Raw genomic sequence first — 21975 nt, forward strand, 5'->3', positions numbered from 1 at the left:
TCTTATAACAGAAATAAGGGTTTTTATTGGTATAATTTAACATAACGTAAGAAAGGATTAATATGGAAAAGAAATCTAGCTTTGGTAAAAAGCTTTTACTTCAAGTTTTAGGTGCAACAATACTTGTTTTTTCAATTACAATGTATTTTGTATCAAGCTATTCATATAAAACATCACAACAAGATGCAGAAAAATACTTACAAGAACTGTCAGGTAAACATGCAGAAAGTATTAGAGGTGAAATTGAGCAATCAATTACTGTTACAAGAGGTTTAGCTTCAAAATTTGAACAAGCAATCAATCATGATACAAGAATGCATGAAGAAGAAACTATTGAGTATTTCAAATCTATTTTAGATTACAATGAAAGTATTATTGGAATTTGGTTTAAAGTAAAAGAAAAAGGACAATTCTTTGATGTTTTACCAGAAGGTCAAACAAAAAAAGGTTATGATAAAACAGGTCAATTCAATCCTTATGTAGTTAGATCAAAAGATTCTTATGCAGTTGATACAGGTTCAGTTTATAGCGATGATTTAGAATGGATAAAAGGACCACGAGAATCAGGTAAAACTTTTATCACAAAGCCATATATGTACCCTGTTGATGGCGTAGAAGTATTAATGACAACAATTGCACTTCCTATTTATAAAAATGGAAAGTTTATAGGTTCTATTGGTGTAGATATTGTACTTGATACTTTTGCTAAAATGGCAAATTCTATTAAAGTATTTGATACTGGATATACTTTTATTCTTGATAACTATGGAACTGTATTAGGACATAAAAACAAAGACTATTTAGGTAAAGATATTTTAGATATTACTAAAAACTCTCCTCATTATATAAATTTAATGAAAAATGCTAAAAATGGTGAATCATATTCTTACTCAAAAGTATCAGAGAACACAGGAAAAGAATCATTTTATTATTCAACTCCATTTGAGCTAAAAGGTACAGATACATACTGGAATTTTATTGTTATGGTTCCAGTTGATGAGTATATGGGAAATGCTATTTTCATAAGAAATTTCTCAATTATAGCAAGTATTATAGGTCTTTTATTAATAGCTGGAGTAATTTATTTATCAGTTAGAAAATTAAACTTAAATTTAAAAGAAATTTCTATAGGAGTTGAAGGTTTCTTCAAATATCTAAATAAAGAATCATCAGATACAAAAGCAATTTCAATTGCAGGAAATGATGAATTTGGAGTAATGGCAAACTCTATAAATACAAACGTTGAAAAAATTAAATTAGGTATAGAACAAGATAATGCACTAATTGAAGATGTAAAACAAGTAGCAAATAGAGTAAGTGATGGTTACCTTGAAAAAAGAATATCTAAATCATCATCAACAGAGTCTTTAAACGAATTAAAACAACTATTAAACTCTATGTTAGATACATTAGAGAATTTAGTTGGTAAAGATTTAAATAAGATTAGTGAAGTATTAGGTAAATATACAAATAGAGACTTTACAGCAAGACTTGATTCTTCAAGCTGTGGAAAAATTGGTAATGAAATCATTCAAATGAACAGAATGATAACAGGAATGCTACAAGATAGTGAAGAAGATGGTATATCATTACAAAATAGCTCAACTGAATTAACACAAAATGTAAGAACATTAAGCAATAATGCAACATCACAAGCAAGTTCACTTGAACAAACAGCAGCTTCAATTGATGAGATAACAAGTAATATTGAACAAACAAATCAAAAAGCACAGCAAATGCTAAGTATTTCTAATGAAACAAAAACTTCAGCTAGTGAAGGTCAAAATCTAGCAAATGAAACTGTTAAATCAATGGATGAAATCAATGATACAGTTCTTGCTATTAATGATGCTATTTCAGTTATTGACCAAATAGCATTCCAAACAAATATCCTTTCTTTAAATGCTGCTGTAGAAGCTGCAACTGCTGGAGAAGCTGGTAAAGGATTTGCAGTTGTTGCTCAAGAAGTAAGAAACCTAGCAAGTAGATCAGCAGAAGCTGCTAAAGAGATTAAAGATTTAGTTGAAACAGCAACTGTAAAAGCAAATACAGGTAAAAGCATCAGTAGTAAAATGATTGAAGGCTTTAATCAATTAGATGAAAAAATTGTAGAAACAAGTAAACTTATTGATGATGTTACTCACGCAGCAAATGAGCAAACAATTGGTATGACTCAAATTGCTGATGCTGTAGGTCAATTAGATCAATTTACACAACAAAATGCAGCAATTGCAGATAAAACAAACTCTATTGCTCAAGAAACAAATACAATTGCCCAAGAAGTAGTAGAAGCCGTAAATAAAAATAACTTTGAAGGGAAAGGAAAAGCTAAAGTAAAACAACCTATTTTAGACTCTTCTAAAATTGAAGTAAAAGAAGTAAAACCAATTAAAATTAATAAAACTAGTTCAAGTAGTGCTCCAATAAAAAGTAATACAAATAGTTCAGATGATGAATGGGAAAGTTTCTAAAATAAAAAAGCCTTAGATACTTTGTATCTAAGGCTTTTTTTATGATAAGAAAAATAAGACTAGTATTGTCTTCTAGGTCTTTCTTCTCTTGGTTTAGCTTCATTAACTCTTAAAGTTCTACCTTGGCAATCATTTCCATTTAATGCTTCAATAGCATCACTTCCAGCTTGTGCTGTTTGCATTTCAACAAAACCAAAACCTTTCGATCTTCCAGTTTCTCTATCCATGATAACTTTTGCACTTTTTACTTCGCCAAATTTAGCAAAAACTTCTTCTAAATCCTTATCTGCCATTTGATATGACAAATTTCCAACATAAATGTTCATCTTAATTCTTCCTTTATTTAAGTATAAACATTATGCCTTATTATGAAATAATAATCAAGAGAAGTTAAACTTCTTTACCAAAATTTTTTTCTATTGCGTTATTTATTCTATCTTTTACTTCATCTAATCCTAAAATTGCCATAATATCATATACAGAAGGAGCTTGTGTTCCACCTGTTAATGCAATTCTAATTGGTTGGAATAATTGTGGGAATTTTAGGCCCTTTTCCTCAATAAAAGGCTTTGTCACAAGCTCATAATCAGGAGCAAGATGTAAACTATCTTTATTTTCTTCTAATAAAGATAAATAGTTTTCTAACATTTCTATAGTTCCCTCTTTTACAAACTTCTTTGAACCTTTAGCTTCATAAGATGTAGGAACATTAATAATTTTTTCAATAGCTTCTTTTAATTCTATTAGTGTTTGAGCTCTTTCTTTTGATAAGTCTAATAGCATTTCTTTTTTATCATGTCCATGTAAATAACAATCAAAAGCTTCAAGCTCTTTAGCTAATCTTTCATTTGATACATTTTTAATATAGTGAGCATTTAACCATAATAATTTTTCTGCATTATAAGCTGATGCTGATTTATTAATATTATTTGGATCAAATAACTCTAACATTTCATCCATTGAGAAGATTTCTTGATCTCCATTAGACCATCCAAGTCTAACTAAAAAGTTAAGTAATGCTTCTGGTAAATATCCATCTTTCTTATATTGCATAACATCCATTGCACCATCTCTTTTAGATAGTTTTTTACCTTGTGGATTATTAATCATTGGCATGTGATAGAATTTTGGTACATCAAAACCTAAAGCATTATAAATTACTATTTGTTTAGGAGTATTTGATAAATGGTCATCACCTCTTAATACATCAGTCATTCCCATTAAATGATCATCAATAGCAACAACAAAGTTATAAATAGGCATTCCATTTGCTCTTGCAATTACAAAATCATCAACTTGAGAAGCATCAAAACTCATTTTCCCTTTTACACCATCTTCAAACTCAATTGTTCCCTCAGTTGGTGCTTTGATTCTAATAACAGGATCAACACCTTCAGGAATTTGAGGTAATACTTTACCCTCTTCTGGTCTCCATGTACCATCATATCTAGGGTTTTCTTTAGCGGCTTCTTGCTTGGCTCTTAAAGCATCAAGCTCTTCTCTACTCATGTAACATTTATAAGCCTTACCCTCTTCTAATAATTGAGCAATATATTTTTTATAAATATCTATTCTTTTTGATTGATACTCTATTTCACAGTCACTTGGCATTCCAACCCACTCAAATGCTTCTAAAATAGCTCTTACAGCATCTTCATTATTTCTAGCATTATCTGTATCTTCAATTCTTAATTTAAACTCACCACCAGTTTTCTTAGCCCATAAATAACTATATAAAGCTGTTCTTAAACCTCCAATATGTAAATATCCTGTTGGGCTTGGTGCAAATCTTGTAATTGCCATTTTAAATTAATTCTCCTCTTCTTTATCTTCTTTATTACTTATATAAAAACCTATTGCTGATACTACTACAACTACTACAATAAAAGCTAAAAGTGATATCTCAAGTGTTCCCATTTGCTTCCTTTTCTTTTAATTGACCACAGGCAGCTGATATATCAAGTCCTTTAGATTCTCTAATCGTACAAATAAGTCCTCTATCATTTAAAAAATCTTTGAATTTTATCATATCTTTTTCTTCTGGTCGCTGATATGTAGTTCCAGGGTATGGATTAAAGTAAATTAAATTTACTTTTGCATGAATACCATTTAATAAGCTTAAAAGTTTTCTAGCTGCCTCTATAGAGTCATTTTTACCTTTAATTACAAGATATTCAAACATAACTTTTTTTCTTGTATCAACTGGAAATTTTTTAACAGCATCTATAATTGAAGCAATATTATAAGCCTTATTCATAGGAATAAGTTCACTTCTTAATTCATCATCAACAGCATGTAAAGAAATAGCAAGTTGAATTCCTAAATCTTTTTCACCAAGTTTTTCAATCTTTGAAGCAACTCCTGATGTTGAAACAGTTTGTCTTCTCCTATTTATCGATAAACCATCTTCATCTGAAAATATTTGAACAGCTTTAGTAAAATTATTGAAATTATCTAAAGGTTCTCCCATTCCCATGTATACGATGTTTAATGATTTGTTTTCAGGGATATTATTATCTCTTTTAATATTTACAATTTGAGCGATATACTCCCCAACTGTAAGGTTTCTTACAAAGCCACCCTTTGCTGTAAGACAGAATGTACACCCTACTTTACAACCAACTTGAGAAGAAATACAAACAGTGTATTGTTCACTTCTTTGAATATTTCCATCTTCATCAATTTTCTTCTTTTTCATTAAAAGCAATACAGCCTCAACTGTATGCCCATCTCTTAATTTAAATAGATATTTTATACTTCCATCGCTACTTTGTTCTTTTTTCACAATTTCCATAATATCTATTGGGTACTCATTTTCTAATGTTTGTTTTAAATCATTAGGAATATTTTTCATCTCATTGTATGATGAAGCATAGTTTTTATATAACCAGTTATATACTTGTTTTGCTCTAAATGCTGGCTTTAAAGTGCCTTTTAATTCATCTAAAGTAAAGTCATATATTGATGGTTCTGCAAATTTTGACATATTTTCTACTTTTTATTTTATAATTTGTTTTTCTACTAAATAATTAGTTAATTTTTCCATTGCTACTTTATGATTTTTCATAAAATCTTCATGAGCATTTTCATCTGTGAAGTTTGTAACTACAAAAATTCCTGCAACTGGAATTTCAAACTGTTTTGCCACTGATAATACAGAAAAGAATTCCATATTTTCAATACCTATTCCATACTCTTTAAAGTTTTTTGTAAGTTCACTATTTGTTGATATATAGTTTGATGAGTTAACAATAGTATCATTTCTAGCAAATCTATTTTCAGACTCTAAAACATTATCTAAAGGTGTATATGAACTATTTGTTAAAAAACTAAGTTCTATATTAGCTGCTCTTTTTGACTCAATAATATCAAATATTTTATGCTCACCATAAGAACCTGCACTTCCTATAAATAGTAAATATTCAGGCTTATCAAATAAACATTGTCTTGTTAGATTTATGGCTGATTCTATTAGCCCTACTCCAATAGTTGTAGCAAAAGGAAATACTTCATTTCTTCCAGCACAAACAATCATTTATTTACACTCCATTAAAAAATTTGGGTTTAAAGATATAGTTTTGTCACTATTTACAGGGGCTAAATCAGAAACTGTTTTTGCATTCATTGACATAGCTTCACTTCTAAAAAAATTGTTTCTTACTACATTGTTTATATTTATGTTTTTTACTTCGCAATTCTTTAAAAGTTTTGTACTTAAATTTTTACTATATTTATTTGCCCAAGTAATAACTTCAATTCTTAATAAATCAACAGATTTTTCATATAAGTTTTCACTTATTTTCCATGATAAGTTTGAAATATTTACTTTTACTTCTCTAGCATCAACTCTTTTCTTTAAAGCTATTAAATCATCTATAAATTTATTTATTTTTTTAGCATCACTTGATTGAATCTCATATCTTAATGTACCTACATATCCCATAAACTCTTGTTTATTCTTATAATATCTATATTTTGGGTTTAAAATAAATGAACCATTTTTCTTAATAATAGTATCGTTATCTTTTATAAAATTGTTAAATCTATCTATATTTCTATTTATATAGTTTTCATCATCATTCTCAACATTAATTGAAATAAATGTTTTAAGAATATCAGGAGTTACAACCTTTGAAAACTTTTTATTAAAACTAATTTCGTATGCAAATAATTGTAATGGTAATAGGGCAAATAATGCCATCATTGTAATTTTTTTAATCATAATTAAATCCTTACGGGTATATTGTTATTTCTTAAATATCTTTTTAAATCCATAATATCAATCTCCTTAAAATGGAAAATAGAAGCAGCTAAAGCAGCACTAGCTCCATAATCAAAGGCTTCTTTTATATGTTCCATAGTTCCAGCTCCACCACTTGCAATAACAGGAATATCAACTAGCGATGATACTTGTTGAGTGATATTAAGCTCAAAACCTGTTTTAGCTCCATCTGTATCCATAGAAGTTAATAGGATTTCACCTGCACCTCTATCATAAACCTCTTTAGCCCATTGTAATGCATCAATTCCAGTATCTTCTCTACCACCTTTTACAAAAACATGGTAAGAGCCATCTTCTACTTTTTTAACATCAATAGCAACTACAATACACTGAGAACCGAATCTTTTTGCACCTTCATTAATAAAGTCAGGATTTGAAACAGCCGAAGAGTTAATTGAAACTTTATCACAACCAACATTTAAAAGCTTATAAATATCATCTAGTTTTCTAATTCCTCCACCTACAGTTAAGGGAATAAAAACCTCTTTTGCTACTTGCTCTACTATATCAACTATAGTTCCTCTATTTTCATGACTTGCAGTAATATCTAAAAATGTTATTTCATCAGCACCTTCATTGTTGTATCTTTTAGCTACTTCTACAGGATCTCCTGCATCTCTTAGACCTACAAAGTTTACACCTTTTACTACTCTTCCGTTATCAACATCTAAACATGGTATTATTCTTTTTGCAAAATTACTCAAATAAATTCCTTTACTATAACTAGTAATTATCTTATCTAATTGTAAGTTAAAAACAGATATACTCTTCGCAATTATGGAAAAAGTAAAAGCAAAGAAAAAATACGGACAAAATTTTTTAATAGATTCATCGATTTTAGGAAAGATCATCCAATCGATGCCCAATAACAATAATCATGTAGTAGAAATTGGGCCTGGATTAGGTGATTTGACTAAATACTTAGTCAAGTACAAAGATACAACTGCTTATGAAGTAGATACCGATTTAATTGGTATTTTAGAATCGAAATTTAAAGAGCAAATAGAGCAGGGGAAACTAAAACTGATCCACACTGACGTTTTAGAGGCTTGGGATAAGCAAGGAACCCTGTTTGATGGTAAATATGACATGATTGCAAACTTACCATACTATATTGCAACAAATATTATATTAAGAGCATTAGAAGATGACAACTGTGAACATATCATGGTAATGATTCAAAAAGAGGTTGCTTTAAAGTTTACAGCAAAAGTAAACGATAAAGAGTACTCATCTTTAGGAATTATAAGCGAGCTTTTATCAAGTGAATCAAGGATACTATTTGATGTACCTCCTGAATCATTTGATCCTCCACCAAAAGTTATGTCTTCTATACTTTATATAAAAAAAGATATGAATAAATCTATTGATAAAGAATTTAAAAAGTTTTTAAAATCTTGTTTTACACAACCAAGAAAAAAACTTTCAAAAAATCTATTATCAGTATTTGATAAACAAACTCTATCTTCTATATATGAAGAGCTAGAATTAGATTCTAATATAAGACCTCATGAAGTAAGTTCATCTTTGTATAGCCAAATGTATACAAAGGTTAAAAATGGAAGAGACTAAGAAAGAAGAAACTAAACAAGAAGAGACTGTTGTAGCAAAAGAAGAAAATAAATCTGCTCCTAAAAATCAAGAAAAAAAAGAACAAAGAAAACCAAATCCACAAAATAAAAAAAGAAAACCCCGGCCAAAACAACAACCATTAAAAGGGCAAGGTTGGATAAATGATCTTAAAAAAGCACATTTAATAAATGAAAAAATTCATAAAGATAGATTAAATCCACACTATAAATTAAACTTAAATACTAATGCAAAAGTTAGAATTACGCCACTTGGTGGTTTAGGTGAAATTGGTGGGAACATGATGGTAATGGAGACTGAAAAGTCTGCAATTATTGTTGATGTTGGTATGAGTTTCCCTGATGATGATATGCATGGTGTTGATATTTTAATTCCTGATTTTACTTATATTAGACAAATCAAAGATAAAATTGCTGGTATTGTTATCACACATGGACATGAAGATCATATTGGTGCAATGCCTTATTTATTTAAAGAAATGCAATTCCCTGTTTATGGTACATCTTTACCATTAGAAATGATTGGTTCTAAATTTGATGAACATAAAATGAGAGAACATAGAAAACTATTCAGAGCTATTCAAAAAAGAACACCTATCAAAATAGGGGACTTTGAAGTTGAATGGATGCACATTACTCACTCAATTATTGATTCATCTGCTATTGCTGTTAAAACAGAAGCAGGAACAATCATTCATACGGGTGATTTTAAAATCGACCATACTCCAATTGATGGATATCCAACAGATTTACATAGATTAGCTCATTATGGAGAAGAGGGTGTTTTATTATTAACATCAGATTCTACTAATTCTCATTCACCAGGGTTTACAAAAACTGAAAAAACAGTTGGGCCTACATTTGAAAGAATTTTTGCTTCTGCAAAAGGTAGAGTTATTATGTCTACATTCTCATCAAATATTCATAGAGTTGCTCAAGCTATTGAAAAGGGATTAAAATATAATAGAAAAATCTGTGTTATTGGAAGATCAATGGAAAAAAACCTTGATTTAGCAATGAGTTTAGGTTATATTAAATTCCCTAAAGATCAATTTATTGATCCACATGAGGTTAATAAATATAAAGATGATGAAGTACTAATTGTAACTACTGGTTCTCAGGGTGAATCAATGTCAGCACTTTATAGAATGGCTATTCATGAACATAGACATATCAAAATTAAACCAACTGATCAAATTATTTTATCTGCAAAAGCAATTCCTGGAAATGAAGGAAGCGTATCTGGAATAATTAATCACTTATTAAAAGCAGGTGCAAAAGTTGCATATCAAGATTATGCTGATATTCATGTTTCAGGTCATGCAGCACAAGAAGAACAAAAATTAATGTTAAGATTAGTTAAACCTAAATTCTTTATGCCAGTTCATGGAGAATACAATCATGCATTAAGACATGGTCAAACAGGTGTTGATTGTGGTATTTTAGAAAGAAACTTATATATCATGAGTGATGGTGAGCAAGTTGAAGTATCTCCAAAATATCTTAAAAAAGTTAAAACAGTTAAAACAGGTAAGGTTTATATCGATAATCAATTAAACCACAAAATCTCTGATGATATTGTAATTGATAGACAAACAATGGCAAATGAAGGTGTTGTAATGATTGTAGCACAGGTAAATGAAAGTGATAGAACATTAGCACAAAAACCAAAAGTTGCGTCATTTGGTTTAGTACCAGATAAACAAGATAGATTCTTTGCAAAAGAAATTGAAGACTTATTAACAACTTTCCTTACAAATGCAAAACCAGGAATTTTCAAAAATACAAGAGTTTTAGAAGATGAATTAAGAAAAGTAGTAAGAAAACACTGTATTAGAAAATATAAAAAATATCCTATGATTGTACCAACTGTATTTGTACAATAATTTACTTAAAAGGAGTAGGGCAAATGAATTTTAATGAAATAATCAAAGATGTTTTATTAACTGAGGCAAGAGAATTAGAGAAAACAGCGAATAGTTTATCTTTTGATATAGACAAAGCTGTTGATATGATTATTAACTCTAAAGGAAAATTAATAGTTACAGGTGTTGGAAAATCCGGCCTTGTAGGTTCAAAAATTGCTGCTACACTTGCTAGTACAGGGACTTCATCATTCTTTTTACACCCAACAGAAGCTATGCATGGGGATTTAGGAATGATAGGAGAGAATGATATTGTTCTTGGTATTTCTTATAGTGGAGAAAGTGAAGAATTAGTTCAAATTCTTCCTCATTTAAAAAGATTTAATATTCCATTAATTTCAATGGCTAGAGATGAAAACTCTACTCTAGCTAAATACTCTGATGTTTTTATTAATATTTCAGTGGATAAAGAGGGCTGTCCATTAGATACAGCTCCTATGTCTTCTACTACATTAACAATGGCAATGGGAGATGCACTAGCTGTGTGTCTTATGAAAAAAAGAGATTTTAAAAAAGAAGACTTTGCTTCATTCCATCCAGGAGGAAGTTTAGGTAAAAAACTTTTTGTAAAAGTCGATGATTTACTAAGAAAAGATAGTCTTCCTATAGTTTCACGTGAAACTAAACTTAAAGATGCAATTGTAGTTATGAGTGAAGGAAGACTTGGAAATGTAATTATCACTGAAAACAATAAAGTTATTGGTCTTTTAAGTGATGGTGACTTAAGAAGAGCCTTAATGAATGAAGATTTTAGTTTAGATTGTAGTGTTGATAAAATAGCTACTTTAAATCCAAAAACTTTAAAAAACAAAAACTTATTAGCTAGTGATGCCTTATCTATAATTGAAGATTATAAAATTCAATTATTAGTAGTTACACAAGAAGATGATGAGCTTGTGGGTGTATTACATATACATGACCTAATTGAAGCAGGAATAAAATAATGAAAGAAAACAATAATTGGGTTAGTAACAAAGAAGAAGTTACTGATCCAGTAAGATTAAATAAATATATATCTCATAATAGTAACTACTCAAGAAGAGAAGCAGATAAGCTAATAGAAGAGGGTAGAGTAAAAGTAAACGGGAAAATAGTAAGCAATTTAGCTACAAAAGTTTTACCTACTGATAAAGTTCAAATAGGTAAGCAAAATATTAAACATGAAAAAGATAAATTAATTACTGTAATTGTTTATAACAAACCTAAAGGTGAGATTGTTTCTAAAAATGATCCACAAGGAAGAAAAACTATATTTGATTCACTAGGAAGAAAATATAAGCACTTTTTACCAGTAGGTAGACTTGACTATGCAAGTGAAGGTTTATTGCTTTTAACGGACTCTGTAGAGGCTTTAAATGCACTTGTTCACTCTAATTTAGAAAGAGTATATAAAATCAAAGTAAATGGTGAAATTTCTAAACAAGTTGAAGAAGCTATGCAAAATGGCTTAGAATTAGAAGATGCAAGTGTAGGTGCTCATAAAAACTCTAAAATAAAAGAAATGAATTTTAAACCTTTCTTAGCTTATGATATTCAAAGAAATGAGTCAAACTTTTCAAGAATAAAAGTAGTAATAAATGAAGGTAAAAATAGAGAATTAAGAAGATTCTTTGGACATTTTGGACTAGATGTTTTAGATTTAAAAAGATTAGAATTTGGTGGTATTTCATTAAATAACTTACCAACAGGAAAATCAAGATTTTTAACAAGAGAAGAGTATAGAAACCTAAGACATTTTTTAAACGAAGATGATAGATCTAGCAAATAAACTAAGACCAACAAATCTTGAAACTTTTGTTGGTCAATCTCATATAATAGCAAAAGACAAAGCCCTTTACAAACTTATCAAAAAAAAAGATATTCCTCATTTATTCTTTTATGGTAAACCAGGAACTGGAAAAACTACATTAGCAAAAATTATTGCAAAAGAAATCAACACTGATTATTACTACTTTAATGCTACATCTATAAAGGTTGAAGATTTAAGAAAAGTATTTGATAGATATAAAAATGCTTTAATAAAACCCTTAGTTTTTATAGATGAAGTACATAGACTTTCAAAAAATCAACAAGAAGTTTTACTTCCAATTATGGAAAACTATGATGCTATAATCATAGGAGCAAGTACTGAAAATCCATTTTTCACTTTAACAAATGCAATAAGATCAAGATCATTTCTTTATGAATTTAAAGCTTTTACAAAAAATGAAATGATAAAAATACTTGATATTGCTATTAATGAAGTTGATATAACTTTGAGTAAAGAAGCTAAAGAGTATTTAATTACATCAAGTAGTGGTGATGCAAGAGCAATGCTTACTTTATTAAATTTTTCATATAAAGTATCAAAAAATATAGATATCGATTTACTAAAACAGTTAAGAGAAAATGTAATAGGAGACGGGGTATCCTCATCAGATACACATTATGATTTAGCTAGTGCTATGATTAAATCTATAAGAGGCTCAAATGTTGATGCAGCTTTATATTATCTAGCTAGACTTATAAATGGGGGAGAAAGCGTTGATTTTATTACAAGAAGACTTGTAATATTTGCTAGTGAAGATATAGGTAATGCTAATCCAAATGCTTTAAATTTAGCAGTTAGTACAATGCATGCTTGTAATAAAATAGGATACCCAGAATCAAGAATTATGTTGGGTCAATGTATTATATATTTAGCAAGTTCACCTAAGTCAAATAGTGCTTATAAGGCTATAAATAAAGCCCTTAATGAAGTAAAAAATGGTAAAATACTTGAGATACCAAAACATTTAGATTCACAACATATAGGCTACAAATATCCACATGATTATGGTGGATATGTAGAACAACAATATTTAGATAAACCCTTATCCTTATATGAAAGTTTGAATATAGGTTTTGAAAAAACTTTAAATGATTGGCTAAATAAAATCAAAAATAAGGACTAAAAATGCAATACTATAGTTGGGTACTAACTTTTCATATAATGGCTGTTATGTCATGGATGGCATTGTTATTCTACCTTCCAAGACTATTTGTTTACCATGTAGAGCATAAAAATAAAAAAGACTTTACGGATGTTGTGAAAATTCAAGAACTTAAAATATACAAAGTTATTGGTGCACCTGCAATGTGGGCTTCTATAATTAGTGGTGCTATAATGCTTTATTTAAACCCTTACTTGCTATCTTCAGAAGCAGGGGGATGGATGCACGCAAAATTATTAGTTGTATTCTTTCTTGTTTTATATACTTTTTCATTAGAAAAATACAGAAAAGATTTAGAAGTTGATAAATTTGAAAAAAGTGGTAACTTTTTTAGAGCATACAATGAAGTACCGACAATTCTATCTTTACTAATTGTTGGATATGTAATCACAAAAACTTTTTCTATATTATTTACGGTAATAACTCTTTTAATAGGAGCGTTTATAATTTATAAAGTATTAAAACAAACTCCTAAAGAAGCTAAATAATGTTTGAAAAATACTATATACTAGATACAAATATTTTACTTGAAGATGCAAATAATATCTTCAAACTTTCACAAGAAGGTACAAATTTAATAGTTTTACCTGAAACAGTATTAGATGAAATTGATACAAAAAAAAGTGGTTTTGATGAAATAAATTTTCAAGCAAGAGAATTTGCAAGAATATTAGAAAACTCTTCAATTAACTATTCTAAAAGTGAAGACTTATATAAAATTATAAGAATAACAATCAATAAAAATACTATAATTGATATCATCTCAAAAGATATTTATGATGTGAAATCAAATAGTACTTCTTTAAATATAATAAATGATAGAAAAATACTTGAAGTAGCTTCTTTTGCTAAAAAATATTATGATCAAGATATAGAATTTATATCACTTGATATAATGGCTAGAACAAGAGCTATATCACTTGATATAAAAACAGACTCGCTTACAGCTTCTCAAAATGGAGATTTTGACTTTAATTTTATTAAAGAAATATCAATAGACTTTAATCAACAAGAAGAACTTGATAATGAAGAAATTACTAAATTTGATAAAGAATACCAAGTACATAACTACTCTTACTGTTTTAAAATAAAAGACTCTGATCAAGTTATATTAGCTACTATTCAAAATAAAAGAATTAGACTTTTAGATGAAGGTGAAGTAAGAAATCAAATAATTACACCATTGAATAAAGAACAATTGTTCTTTTCAAGTGCTTTATTAAATCACTTTTATAATATCTTAATAATTGAGGCAAAAGCAGGTTCAGGGAAAACACTATTGGCATTAAGTGCAGCTTTAAAACTTGTAAGACAAAAAAACTATCAAAAAATCATTTATATAAGAAACTCAATTGAATCACTAGATAAAGGTGAAGATGTTGGTTATCTTCCTGGATTTGAGGAAAAATTTAAAATATATAATCATCCTTTAATGGATAGTTTAGAATATATAATTAGAACAGATTATAAAAAAAAGAAATCAAAAAAGAATCCTGAAAATACACCTGAATTAGATGAAAATGAAGTTACAACAAGAATTGAACAAATGATTACAAATTATAGTATAGAAACTATGTGGGTAGGAGAGATGAGAGGTAGAACACTTACAAACTCATTTGTTATTATTGATGAAGCACAAAATATGTCAAATAAAACAATGCAAATGGTATTATCAAGAGTTGATAATACATGTAAAGTTGTTGTATTAGGTTCTAATAAACAAATCGATAACTTCTATGTGAATAAATATACTAACTCATTAACGACTCTATTAAAGGCTACAAGCAAAGAAAATAGTTTAGTTAACACTTTTGCTATAAAACTAGAAAAAGTCCTTAGAGGGCCAATTACTGAATGGGCAGAGCAAATCTTTTCAAATAAATAAAAAACTTCTCTAAGATGTATTGAAAAACAATTTTTAATACATCTTAAAATCTGTAATGTTACTATTATTCAAAAATAAAAAAAGAAATATCTAAGTAAAAAAGAAAATATATTAAGTACTGTAACTTGTGTTATAATACATATTATTATATGTATAGGAGTTATAATGAACTTATTACAATACACATCAAAAGAAATGTTTTCATCTACAGAACTTATTAGAAAAAGTAAAATGGTTTTTGATAAATTATCAAATAATGAGATAGAAAAAGCAGTAATTCTAAGAGATGGTAAACCAAGTTTTATTCTACTTGATTTTGATAAGTATGAAACAATTATAGAAGATTATGAAAGACTTCAAAAAGAGAATAAAAAATTAAAAGAAAAAAAGAATCAAATTCCTCAACCTAGTAAAGAGAGTGATAACAATATTCTAAAAAACAAAAAAGAAGAAGAGATATCTAGTGATGAACTAGAAAAAGCATTAGCCCAAATTGACAAACTAGATATGGATTTAGAAAAGAAAATTGAGTCAAATCAAAAACAAGAAGCTTTAAAAGATTTTTGGGAATAGTATGATTTATGATGTACTAATAATAGGAGCAGGGGCAGCTGGCTTAACGGCAGCATTAAATGCTAAAAAAAACGGTGTAAACGTAGCAGTAATAACAAAAACACTTCCAACACATTGTCAAACAGTTCAAGCTCAAGGTGGGATAAATGCAGTTTTATATGAAGATGATGATAGTGTAAAACAACATATCGAAGATACATATAAAGGTTCTTATGAAATTGCTAGTAAAAAAAATATATCTTTTATGTGTAAAAAAGCAAAAGAGACTATTAACTGGTTAGATTCAATAGGAGTACCTTTTACTAGAAATTCTAAAAATCAAATTGCACAAAGAAAATTTGGTGGTACTTCAAAAATTAGAACTTGTTATAGTAGTGACTATACAGGACTTAAAATAGTACATACTCTTTATGATCAATGTATATCTAATGACATAAAGTTTTTTAATGAGCATCAAGTTCTTGACTTACTTGTTATAAATAATGAGTGTTATGGGTGTTTAGCTTATGATATAGTTGATGGTAAAGTTAAACAATTCATATCAAATAATACAGTATTAGCAACAGGTGGATATGCAGGAATTTATAAAAACTATACTACGAATTCTCTTTCTACTACAGCTGATGGAGTTGCATTAGCATTTAAAGCAGGTGTAAATTTATCAAATATAGAGTTTATTCAGTTTCATCCAACAACACTTAAATCAAGTAATATTCTTATAAGTGAAAGTGCTAGAGGTGAGGGTGGATATTTACTAGATAAAAATAAAAATAGATTTATTAATGAATTATCAACAAGAGATGAAATAGCAAGAGAAATATATAAAAGAACTGTAAAAAATGAAGAAGTTTATCTTGATTTAAGACACATTGATAAAAATAAATTAGAAGAATTACTTCCACAAGAAATAAGATTAGCCAAAGAGTTTTCAAATATTGATATAAAAAAGCAACTTTTACCTATAGTTCCAGCAGCTCATTATAGTATGGGTGGGATAAAGACAGATTTGAATTGTAAAACATCAATTAAATCCTTATATGCTTGTGGAGAATGTGCACAAGCAGATATTCATGGAGCAAATAGACTAGGTGGGAATTCTCTTTTAGAAATAGTAACTTTTGGAAAAATAGCAGGGATAAATGCTTCAAAAAATATAAATAAGGAAGAAATTAATTTTGATAATCAAGTAAAAGAACTTGAAATTAAAATTCAACTTCTTCTATCAAGAGATAAATCTCTAAACAATGTATACGAATTAAAAGATAAGTTAGGTAATCTTTTGATTGAGAAAGCTGGTTTATTTAAAAATGAGGATATGTTAAAAGAGCTAAAAGAGGAATTAGATAATATGAAAATAATTCTAAATAGAGTTTCTATTGAAGATAAATCAAAAATCTATAATAAAAATCTTGTTGAATATTTTGAACTTGAAAATTCACTTCTTATAGCACAAGCTTTATGTTTAAGTTCTTTAAATAGAAAAGAAAGTAGGGGTGCTCATTTTAGAAATGATTACAAAGATAAAGAATCTAAATACCAAAAACCCTCGATAATTAAAATATTTAATAAAGAAATATCTTGTAGTTTTGAGGATATAATATGAAGATAAATATTAGGAAATTCACACAATTAGAACAGAAAGAGCAAATAAAAGAGTTTAAAGTAGAACAAGATAATTTATTAAAAGCATTAGAAGAAATAAAAAAAAATCAAGACTCTAGTTTAGCATATAGATATGGTTGTAAAAGTGGAATTTGTGGCTCGTGTGCCATTAGAGTAAATGGAGTAGAAAAACTTGCTTGTAGAACTACAATTAAAGATGGAGATTTAATTGAACCTTTAAAAAATTCAAAAGTTATTAAAGATTTAGTTGTAGATGTTTCACATGAAACATTGTTAATTAAAAAAACAAATAGTGCAATAAAACAAAAAAAAGAAAATCTTACTTTAACTCAAAAAGATGTATTAAAGATTGATATACAAAGCAATTGTATCTTATGTAATGCCTGTTATAGTTCATGTCCTGTTTATGATGTAAATAAAGAGTTTCTAGGGCCTTTTGCATTAACAAGAGCACTAAGATATGAAAATGACAAAAAAGGGCAGAATGAACAGATAATAAACAATATACAAACAAATGGTATATGGGATTGTACTTTATGCAGTGCTTGTACTTTTGTTTGCCCTCAAGGTATAGATCCTAAAATGGATATTATGCAACTTCAAAATATATCTATTCAAAAAGGATACAGTAATCCATATATGAATACTTTTGATAATAATATGGGATTTGATAGTAATGATTTTGGATTTGATCCTAATGGAAGTTTTTAGTATTTAAGAGCAGAAAACTGCTCTTAAATTGATATTATAAATTATCTTTTAAATATAAATAGTCTGACATCTTAGTCCACTCTCTAGCTTTTTTCATATAAGCATCTTGTGAGTCTAATACTTCTTTTAATAAAGGATTTTTTGAAGACATCTCTTCTCTTAAATCTTGGTTTGCTTTTTTCATAGCATTCATAACTTCTTTTGGGAAAGTTCTAACTTTTATATTTGGTTGTTCTTTTTTCATCTTATCCCAAGCAGTTGTATTCATATCATAGTTTTGAATATACATATCATAAGCACTAACTCTAATAGCTGTAGTTAAGATAACTTGTAAATCTTTTGGTAGTTTATTAAACCTTTTCTTATTTACAATAACTTGTAATTCTGATGCTGGCTCATGCCAACCTGTGTAGTAATAAGGAGCAATTTTATGAAATCCCATTTTAATATCCATTGATGGTCCAACCCATTCTAAAGCATCAATTGTTTTTCTACCTAATGAAGTATATAATTCACCTGGTGCAATATTAGTTACTTGAACACCTAATTTAGCCATAACTTCTCCTGCAAATCCAGGAATTCTCATTTTTAAACCTTTTAAGTCATCAAGTGTATTAATTTCTTTTCTAAAAAAACCACCCATTTGTACACCTGTATTTCCTCCAGGAAATGATAAAATATTATGTTTTGCATAAACTTTTTGCATTAACTCTAAACCACCACCATAATAGAACCAAGCATATTGTTCAGGTGCAGTTAATCCAAAAGGCATTGAAGTAAACGGTAAAGTGTTTATATCTTTACCTTTCCAATAATAAGAAGCTGTATGACCCATATCATATTGTCCACCTTTAACCATATCAAGTACACCAAGTGGCGCTTTATGTTTATTTGCTGAATCAACTTTTATTATAAGTCTTCCGTTTGACATTTCTTTTGCAAGATTAGATAGATTGTGTGCAGTATCAATTAGTGGAGTTGCACTTTTACCCCATGTTGTAGCCATCTTTAATTTATATGTTTTTTCTTTTGCTTGCGCTGACATTGACATTGCAATAAGTATTACAGATGTTACACCTAGTTTTCCGATTAATTTTTTCATAAATACTCCTATATATAAAATTTGTTTGGAATTATATATTTATAGCAGTATCATTTAGCTTATGTGATAGTATCAGTTATGAAGAAGACAATCTTTAATTTTATTTGTTTTATTCCACTTTATTGTTTTTAGTTCTGGCTCTTTATAAAATTCTTTAACATACCCAAAACATAAATATCCAATAAATTTATATTCACTTTTATCAATATTAAATATTTTATTTATCTTATTAGGTTTTAAAATAGAAACCCAACCCATACCAACATTTAAGGCTCTTGCAGTAAGCCACATATTTAAAATAGCACATACAACAGAGTATTCACCTGTTTTTCTCATATAAGTTTGTCCCAAAATATTCTCTTTTGGTTTTTTATAATAAACAGCTATATTTATATTTGACTCTTTTATTCCCTCAAGTTTAAGTGAATTGTATATAGGTCTTTTTTTAAACTTCTTTTTGCTTTTTTCAAAAGACTTTTTAAAATGTTTATATACTTTACGTTTTTGTTTATCTTTCACAATTACAAATCTCCAAGGTTGAGAATAACCAACAGATGGAGCTTGTATTGCAGCTTCTAATATTTTTTTTAATTTTTTTTGTGAGATCTTTTTTGAAGTAAAACTATTACCTCTAACATCACGTCTTGAGGCAATAATTTTTTTAAGAGTTTTTTGCTCTTTTTTAGTAAAATTCATTAAACTGTAAAATCGTGTAAGTCTTTAAATAAAAAGGCTTCTACAATCTCATCTATACTTTTTTGTGTTGGAGCAATTAAAGCAATAATTCCTTCATCCATAAAAGGCCAAACATATTCTTGCTCATTTATTACAACTACAGCATCTATCCATTCTAAAATATCTTCTCTTCTATCATAAAACTCAACATCAGTGATTTTACCTTCATCTAAAGAAATAAAAGCCCAAGCTTTATTTTCTTCCATAGATGCGATAGTACATTCATGTCTACTTTTATTATCAACAGGTATTAATACTGTCATACTATCCTCTTTTATATCATTTTCTTTACATGAGGATTTTACAATCTTTTATCTTAAGATAAAAACTCTTTTTTATACCATAAAGAAAAAACATAAAGTGAATAAAGATGTTGTTTAAATTTTCTTTGTTTAGATAACTCATAAATATGCTTTACATACTCATCATTAAAAAGCTTTGTATGTTTATTTACATCAAGTATAGTCTCTAATATTGAGTTTCCATACTCTTGATTTAGCCATTCATTAAAAGGTGAATTAAAACCTTTTTTAGTTCTATTGATAATTTGTTCAGGTATATATTTTGAAGCAATTTTCTTAAGTAAATATTTGTTTGTATTTCCAACTTTAATATCTGAATCAATACTAAACATATAGTTTACTAAATTAAAATCTAAAAATGGTGTTCGAACTTCCAAAGAGTTTCTCATTGAGATTCTATCAACTTTTGAAAGCAAGCCTTCTCCAAGCCAAATTTTCAAGTCAATATAACTCATCCAATCAACTGGATCTTTTTTTGCTTTTTCATTTTTAAAAGTTGGAACTTTTTTAAAAAGTCTCTTTTTTTGAATATCTGTATAAATTTCCCCAAAAGAGTTATAAAGATTTTGTTTTTTAACTATTCTTCTTAAATACTCACTCTCTTTAGTATTATTTTGCAATGCACCAATAATATCATCTAAAAACTCATTTTGCTCATTTGATAATGTTTTTTCAAAACTATAATATTTTAAAAACTTTGCATAATTGTCATAACCTAAAAAAATCTCATCACTTCCTTCACCTGATAAAACAGTTTTTATTCCACTTTGATGAATCTTTTTAGTTAATATATTTAAAGGGATTGCAGCAGAATCACCATGTGGCTCTTCTAAAGCTCCTAAACTATCTTCAAAGTGTTCAATAAAATCTTTTTTAGATATTTCAACTGGATTGTGATTTGAGCCAATATAATCAGCTGTGATTTTTGCATAATCTAATTCACAATAGTTTTTATACTCATTGTAACCAACAGAAAAAGTATTGATCTTCTTTCCAGAGATTTTAGTGTAAAGTGCAGATACTAGTGAACTATCAATTCCACCACTTAAAAGTGAAGCAACTTCAACATCAGATGTAAGTCTTGACTCAACAGCATTAAATAAAAGCTCTTCAATCTTCTCTAAAGCCTCATTTTCATCTTTTACGGCTTTATAAGTGTTTATCTTATAGAAACGCTTCTTTTTAAGCTGAGCGTCTTTATTTGGCTCATAAACCATATATGTTGCAGCTTCTAGTTTAAAAATGTCTTGAAAGAAAGTATCCTCACCAAAAGAGACAAAATATTGCATATATTTTGAAAGAGCTACTTTGTTTAGTTTTGGTTTGGAATCAAGTAAATTTACTACAGACTTAATAGAAGAAGAAAAAATAAACTTATTATCTTTGAAGTAATAGAAAAATGGTTTTTTTCCATATCTATCCCTAGCACAAAAATATCTATTCTTTTTTATATCATATAAAGTAAAAGCAAACATACCATTTAGCTTATTTAAAAAATCAAACTCATATTTTTGATACAGTCTTATTAAAACTTCACTATCACTTTTTGTTTTACACTCTAACTGTTCATCAAGTATAAGTTGTTTATAGTTATAAATCTCACCATTAAAAACTAAAACAATATCATCAAAAACCATAGGTTGATTTGCTTCTTCGTCTAAATCAATAATAGCAAGTCTTGTATGTCCAAACTCTTTATCTTCAATTTTTATAGAGCTTTGATAATCTGGCCCTCTGTTATTTAATATCTTCAAGGAAGATGAGAAATTATTACTTAAAAAATTTGTTCCTAAAATTCCACACAT

21 protein-coding genes are annotated in these 21975 nt (G+C 28.1%); 11 read left to right on the forward strand and 10 right to left on the reverse strand.

Annotation, left to right across the window (positions count from 1 at the left end):
• The first annotated feature begins 62 nt into the window (after positions 1–62).
• Positions 63–2471 (forward strand): methyl-accepting chemotaxis protein, encoded by a 2409-nt coding sequence (locus tag ACH5BK_RS04775; protein WP_404304968.1) that lies wholly within the window; start codon positions 63–65, stop codon positions 2469–2471.
• Between the two features lie 59 nt (positions 2472–2530).
• On the opposite strand, the gene ACH5BK_RS04780 is transcribed toward ACH5BK_RS04775, so the two are convergent.
• The 6 genes from ACH5BK_RS04780 to hisF form a co-directional block, all read right to left on the reverse strand.
• A complete protein-coding gene (locus tag ACH5BK_RS04780; RefSeq protein WP_404304970.1) occupies positions 2531–2797 on the reverse strand; it encodes an RNA recognition motif domain-containing protein in 267 nt (88 codons plus the stop codon).
• Between the two features lie 64 nt (positions 2798–2861).
• A complete protein-coding gene (gltX, locus tag ACH5BK_RS04785) occupies positions 2862–4274 on the reverse strand; it encodes a glutamate--tRNA ligase (RefSeq protein WP_404304972.1) in 1413 nt (470 codons plus the stop codon).
• Between the two features lie 100 nt (positions 4275–4374).
• Positions 4375–5457 carry a 23S rRNA (adenine(2503)-C(2))-methyltransferase RlmN gene (rlmN, locus tag ACH5BK_RS04790; RefSeq protein WP_404304974.1) on the reverse strand — a complete coding sequence of 361 codons (1083 nt, stop codon included), beginning with the start codon at positions 5455–5457 and terminating at the stop codon, positions 4375–4377.
• A gap of 12 nt (positions 5458–5469) precedes the next feature.
• Complete coding sequence (locus ACH5BK_RS04795) at positions 5470–6006, reverse strand: purine-nucleoside phosphorylase (RefSeq protein ID WP_404304976.1); 537 nt, start codon at positions 6004–6006, stop codon at positions 5470–5472.
• Positions 6007–6693: an SIMPL domain-containing protein gene (locus tag ACH5BK_RS04800; protein WP_404304978.1), complete on the reverse strand. Its 687-nt coding sequence runs from the start codon at positions 6691–6693 to the stop codon at positions 6007–6009. It lies immediately after the preceding gene.
• Between the two features lie 2 nt (positions 6694–6695).
• Positions 6696–7457 (reverse strand): imidazole glycerol phosphate synthase subunit HisF, encoded by a 762-nt coding sequence (gene hisF / locus ACH5BK_RS04805; RefSeq protein ID WP_404304980.1) that lies wholly within the window; start codon positions 7455–7457, stop codon positions 6696–6698.
• Positions 7458–7530: 73 nt separating this feature from the next.
• Between hisF and rsmA the strand changes: the two genes are divergently transcribed.
• The 10 genes from rsmA to ACH5BK_RS04855 all read left to right on the forward strand — a co-directional run bounded on the left by rsmA (position 7531) and on the right by ACH5BK_RS04855 (position 18031).
• Positions 7531–8325 carry a 16S rRNA (adenine(1518)-N(6)/adenine(1519)-N(6))-dimethyltransferase RsmA gene (rsmA, locus tag ACH5BK_RS04810; protein WP_404304982.1) on the forward strand — a complete coding sequence of 265 codons (795 nt, stop codon included), beginning with the start codon at positions 7531–7533 and terminating at the stop codon, positions 8323–8325.
• Positions 8312–10228, forward strand: a complete 1917-nt coding sequence (locus ACH5BK_RS04815; RefSeq protein ID WP_404304984.1) for an RNase J family beta-CASP ribonuclease — start codon at positions 8312–8314, stop codon at positions 10226–10228. The genes rsmA and ACH5BK_RS04815 overlap by 14 nt, the downstream gene beginning before the upstream one ends.
• Before the next feature lie 23 nt (positions 10229–10251).
• Positions 10252–11211: an SIS domain-containing protein gene (locus ACH5BK_RS04820; RefSeq protein ID WP_404304986.1), complete on the forward strand. Its 960-nt coding sequence runs from the start codon at positions 10252–10254 to the stop codon at positions 11209–11211.
• A complete protein-coding gene (locus ACH5BK_RS04825) occupies positions 11211–12035 on the forward strand; it encodes a pseudouridine synthase (RefSeq protein ID WP_404304988.1) in 825 nt (274 codons plus the stop codon). The genes ACH5BK_RS04820 and ACH5BK_RS04825 overlap by 1 nt, the downstream gene beginning before the upstream one ends.
• Positions 12016–13200 (forward strand): replication-associated recombination protein A, encoded by a 1185-nt coding sequence (locus ACH5BK_RS04830; protein ID WP_404304990.1) that lies wholly within the window; start codon positions 12016–12018, stop codon positions 13198–13200. The genes ACH5BK_RS04825 and ACH5BK_RS04830 overlap by 20 nt, the downstream gene beginning before the upstream one ends.
• A 2-nt stretch (positions 13201–13202) precedes the next feature.
• Positions 13203–13727 (forward strand): protoporphyrinogen oxidase HemJ, encoded by a 525-nt coding sequence (gene hemJ / locus ACH5BK_RS04835; protein WP_404304992.1) that lies wholly within the window; start codon positions 13203–13205, stop codon positions 13725–13727.
• On the forward strand, positions 13727–15124 hold the full coding sequence (locus tag ACH5BK_RS04840; protein ID WP_404304994.1) for a PhoH family protein: 1398 nt from the start codon (positions 13727–13729) through the stop codon (positions 15122–15124). Before hemJ ends, ACH5BK_RS04840 begins: the two co-directional genes overlap by 1 nt.
• Before the next feature lie 165 nt (positions 15125–15289).
• The gene (locus tag ACH5BK_RS04845) at positions 15290–15697 is read left to right on the forward strand and encodes a hypothetical protein (RefSeq protein WP_404304996.1); all 408 of its coding nucleotides are present in this window, start codon (positions 15290–15292) and stop codon (positions 15695–15697) included.
• Between the two features lies 1 nt (position 15698).
• Positions 15699–17300, forward strand: a complete 1602-nt coding sequence (locus ACH5BK_RS04850; protein ID WP_404304998.1) for an FAD-dependent oxidoreductase — start codon at positions 15699–15701, stop codon at positions 17298–17300.
• Positions 17297–18031 carry a succinate dehydrogenase/fumarate reductase iron-sulfur subunit gene (locus tag ACH5BK_RS04855; RefSeq protein ID WP_404305000.1) on the forward strand — a complete coding sequence of 245 codons (735 nt, stop codon included), beginning with the start codon at positions 17297–17299 and terminating at the stop codon, positions 18029–18031. The genes ACH5BK_RS04850 and ACH5BK_RS04855 overlap by 4 nt, the downstream gene beginning before the upstream one ends.
• A gap of 34 nt (positions 18032–18065) precedes the next feature.
• On the opposite strand, the gene ACH5BK_RS04860 is transcribed toward ACH5BK_RS04855, so the two are convergent.
• The 4 genes from ACH5BK_RS04860 to asnB all read right to left on the reverse strand — a co-directional run bounded on the left by ACH5BK_RS04860 (position 18066) and on the right by asnB (position 21975).
• Complete coding sequence (locus ACH5BK_RS04860; protein WP_404305002.1) at positions 18066–19133, reverse strand: TRAP transporter substrate-binding protein; 1068 nt, start codon at positions 19131–19133, stop codon at positions 18066–18068.
• 72 nt (positions 19134–19205) lie between these two features.
• A complete protein-coding gene (gene bluB / locus ACH5BK_RS04865; RefSeq protein ID WP_404305004.1) occupies positions 19206–19829 on the reverse strand; it encodes a 5,6-dimethylbenzimidazole synthase in 624 nt (207 codons plus the stop codon).
• On the reverse strand, positions 19829–20131 hold the full coding sequence (locus ACH5BK_RS04870) for a hypothetical protein (RefSeq protein ID WP_404305006.1): 303 nt from the start codon (positions 20129–20131) through the stop codon (positions 19829–19831). Before ACH5BK_RS04870 ends, bluB begins: the two co-directional genes overlap by 1 nt.
• 53 nt (positions 20132–20184) lie before the next feature.
• The gene (gene asnB, locus ACH5BK_RS04875; protein WP_404305009.1) at positions 20185–21975 is read right to left on the reverse strand and encodes an asparagine synthase (glutamine-hydrolyzing); all 1791 of its coding nucleotides are present in this window, start codon (positions 21973–21975) and stop codon (positions 20185–20187) included.

The organism is Arcobacter sp. YIC-80 (assembly GCF_044841725.1).
GTDB lineage: Bacteria > Campylobacterota > Campylobacteria > Campylobacterales > Arcobacteraceae > Arcobacter_B.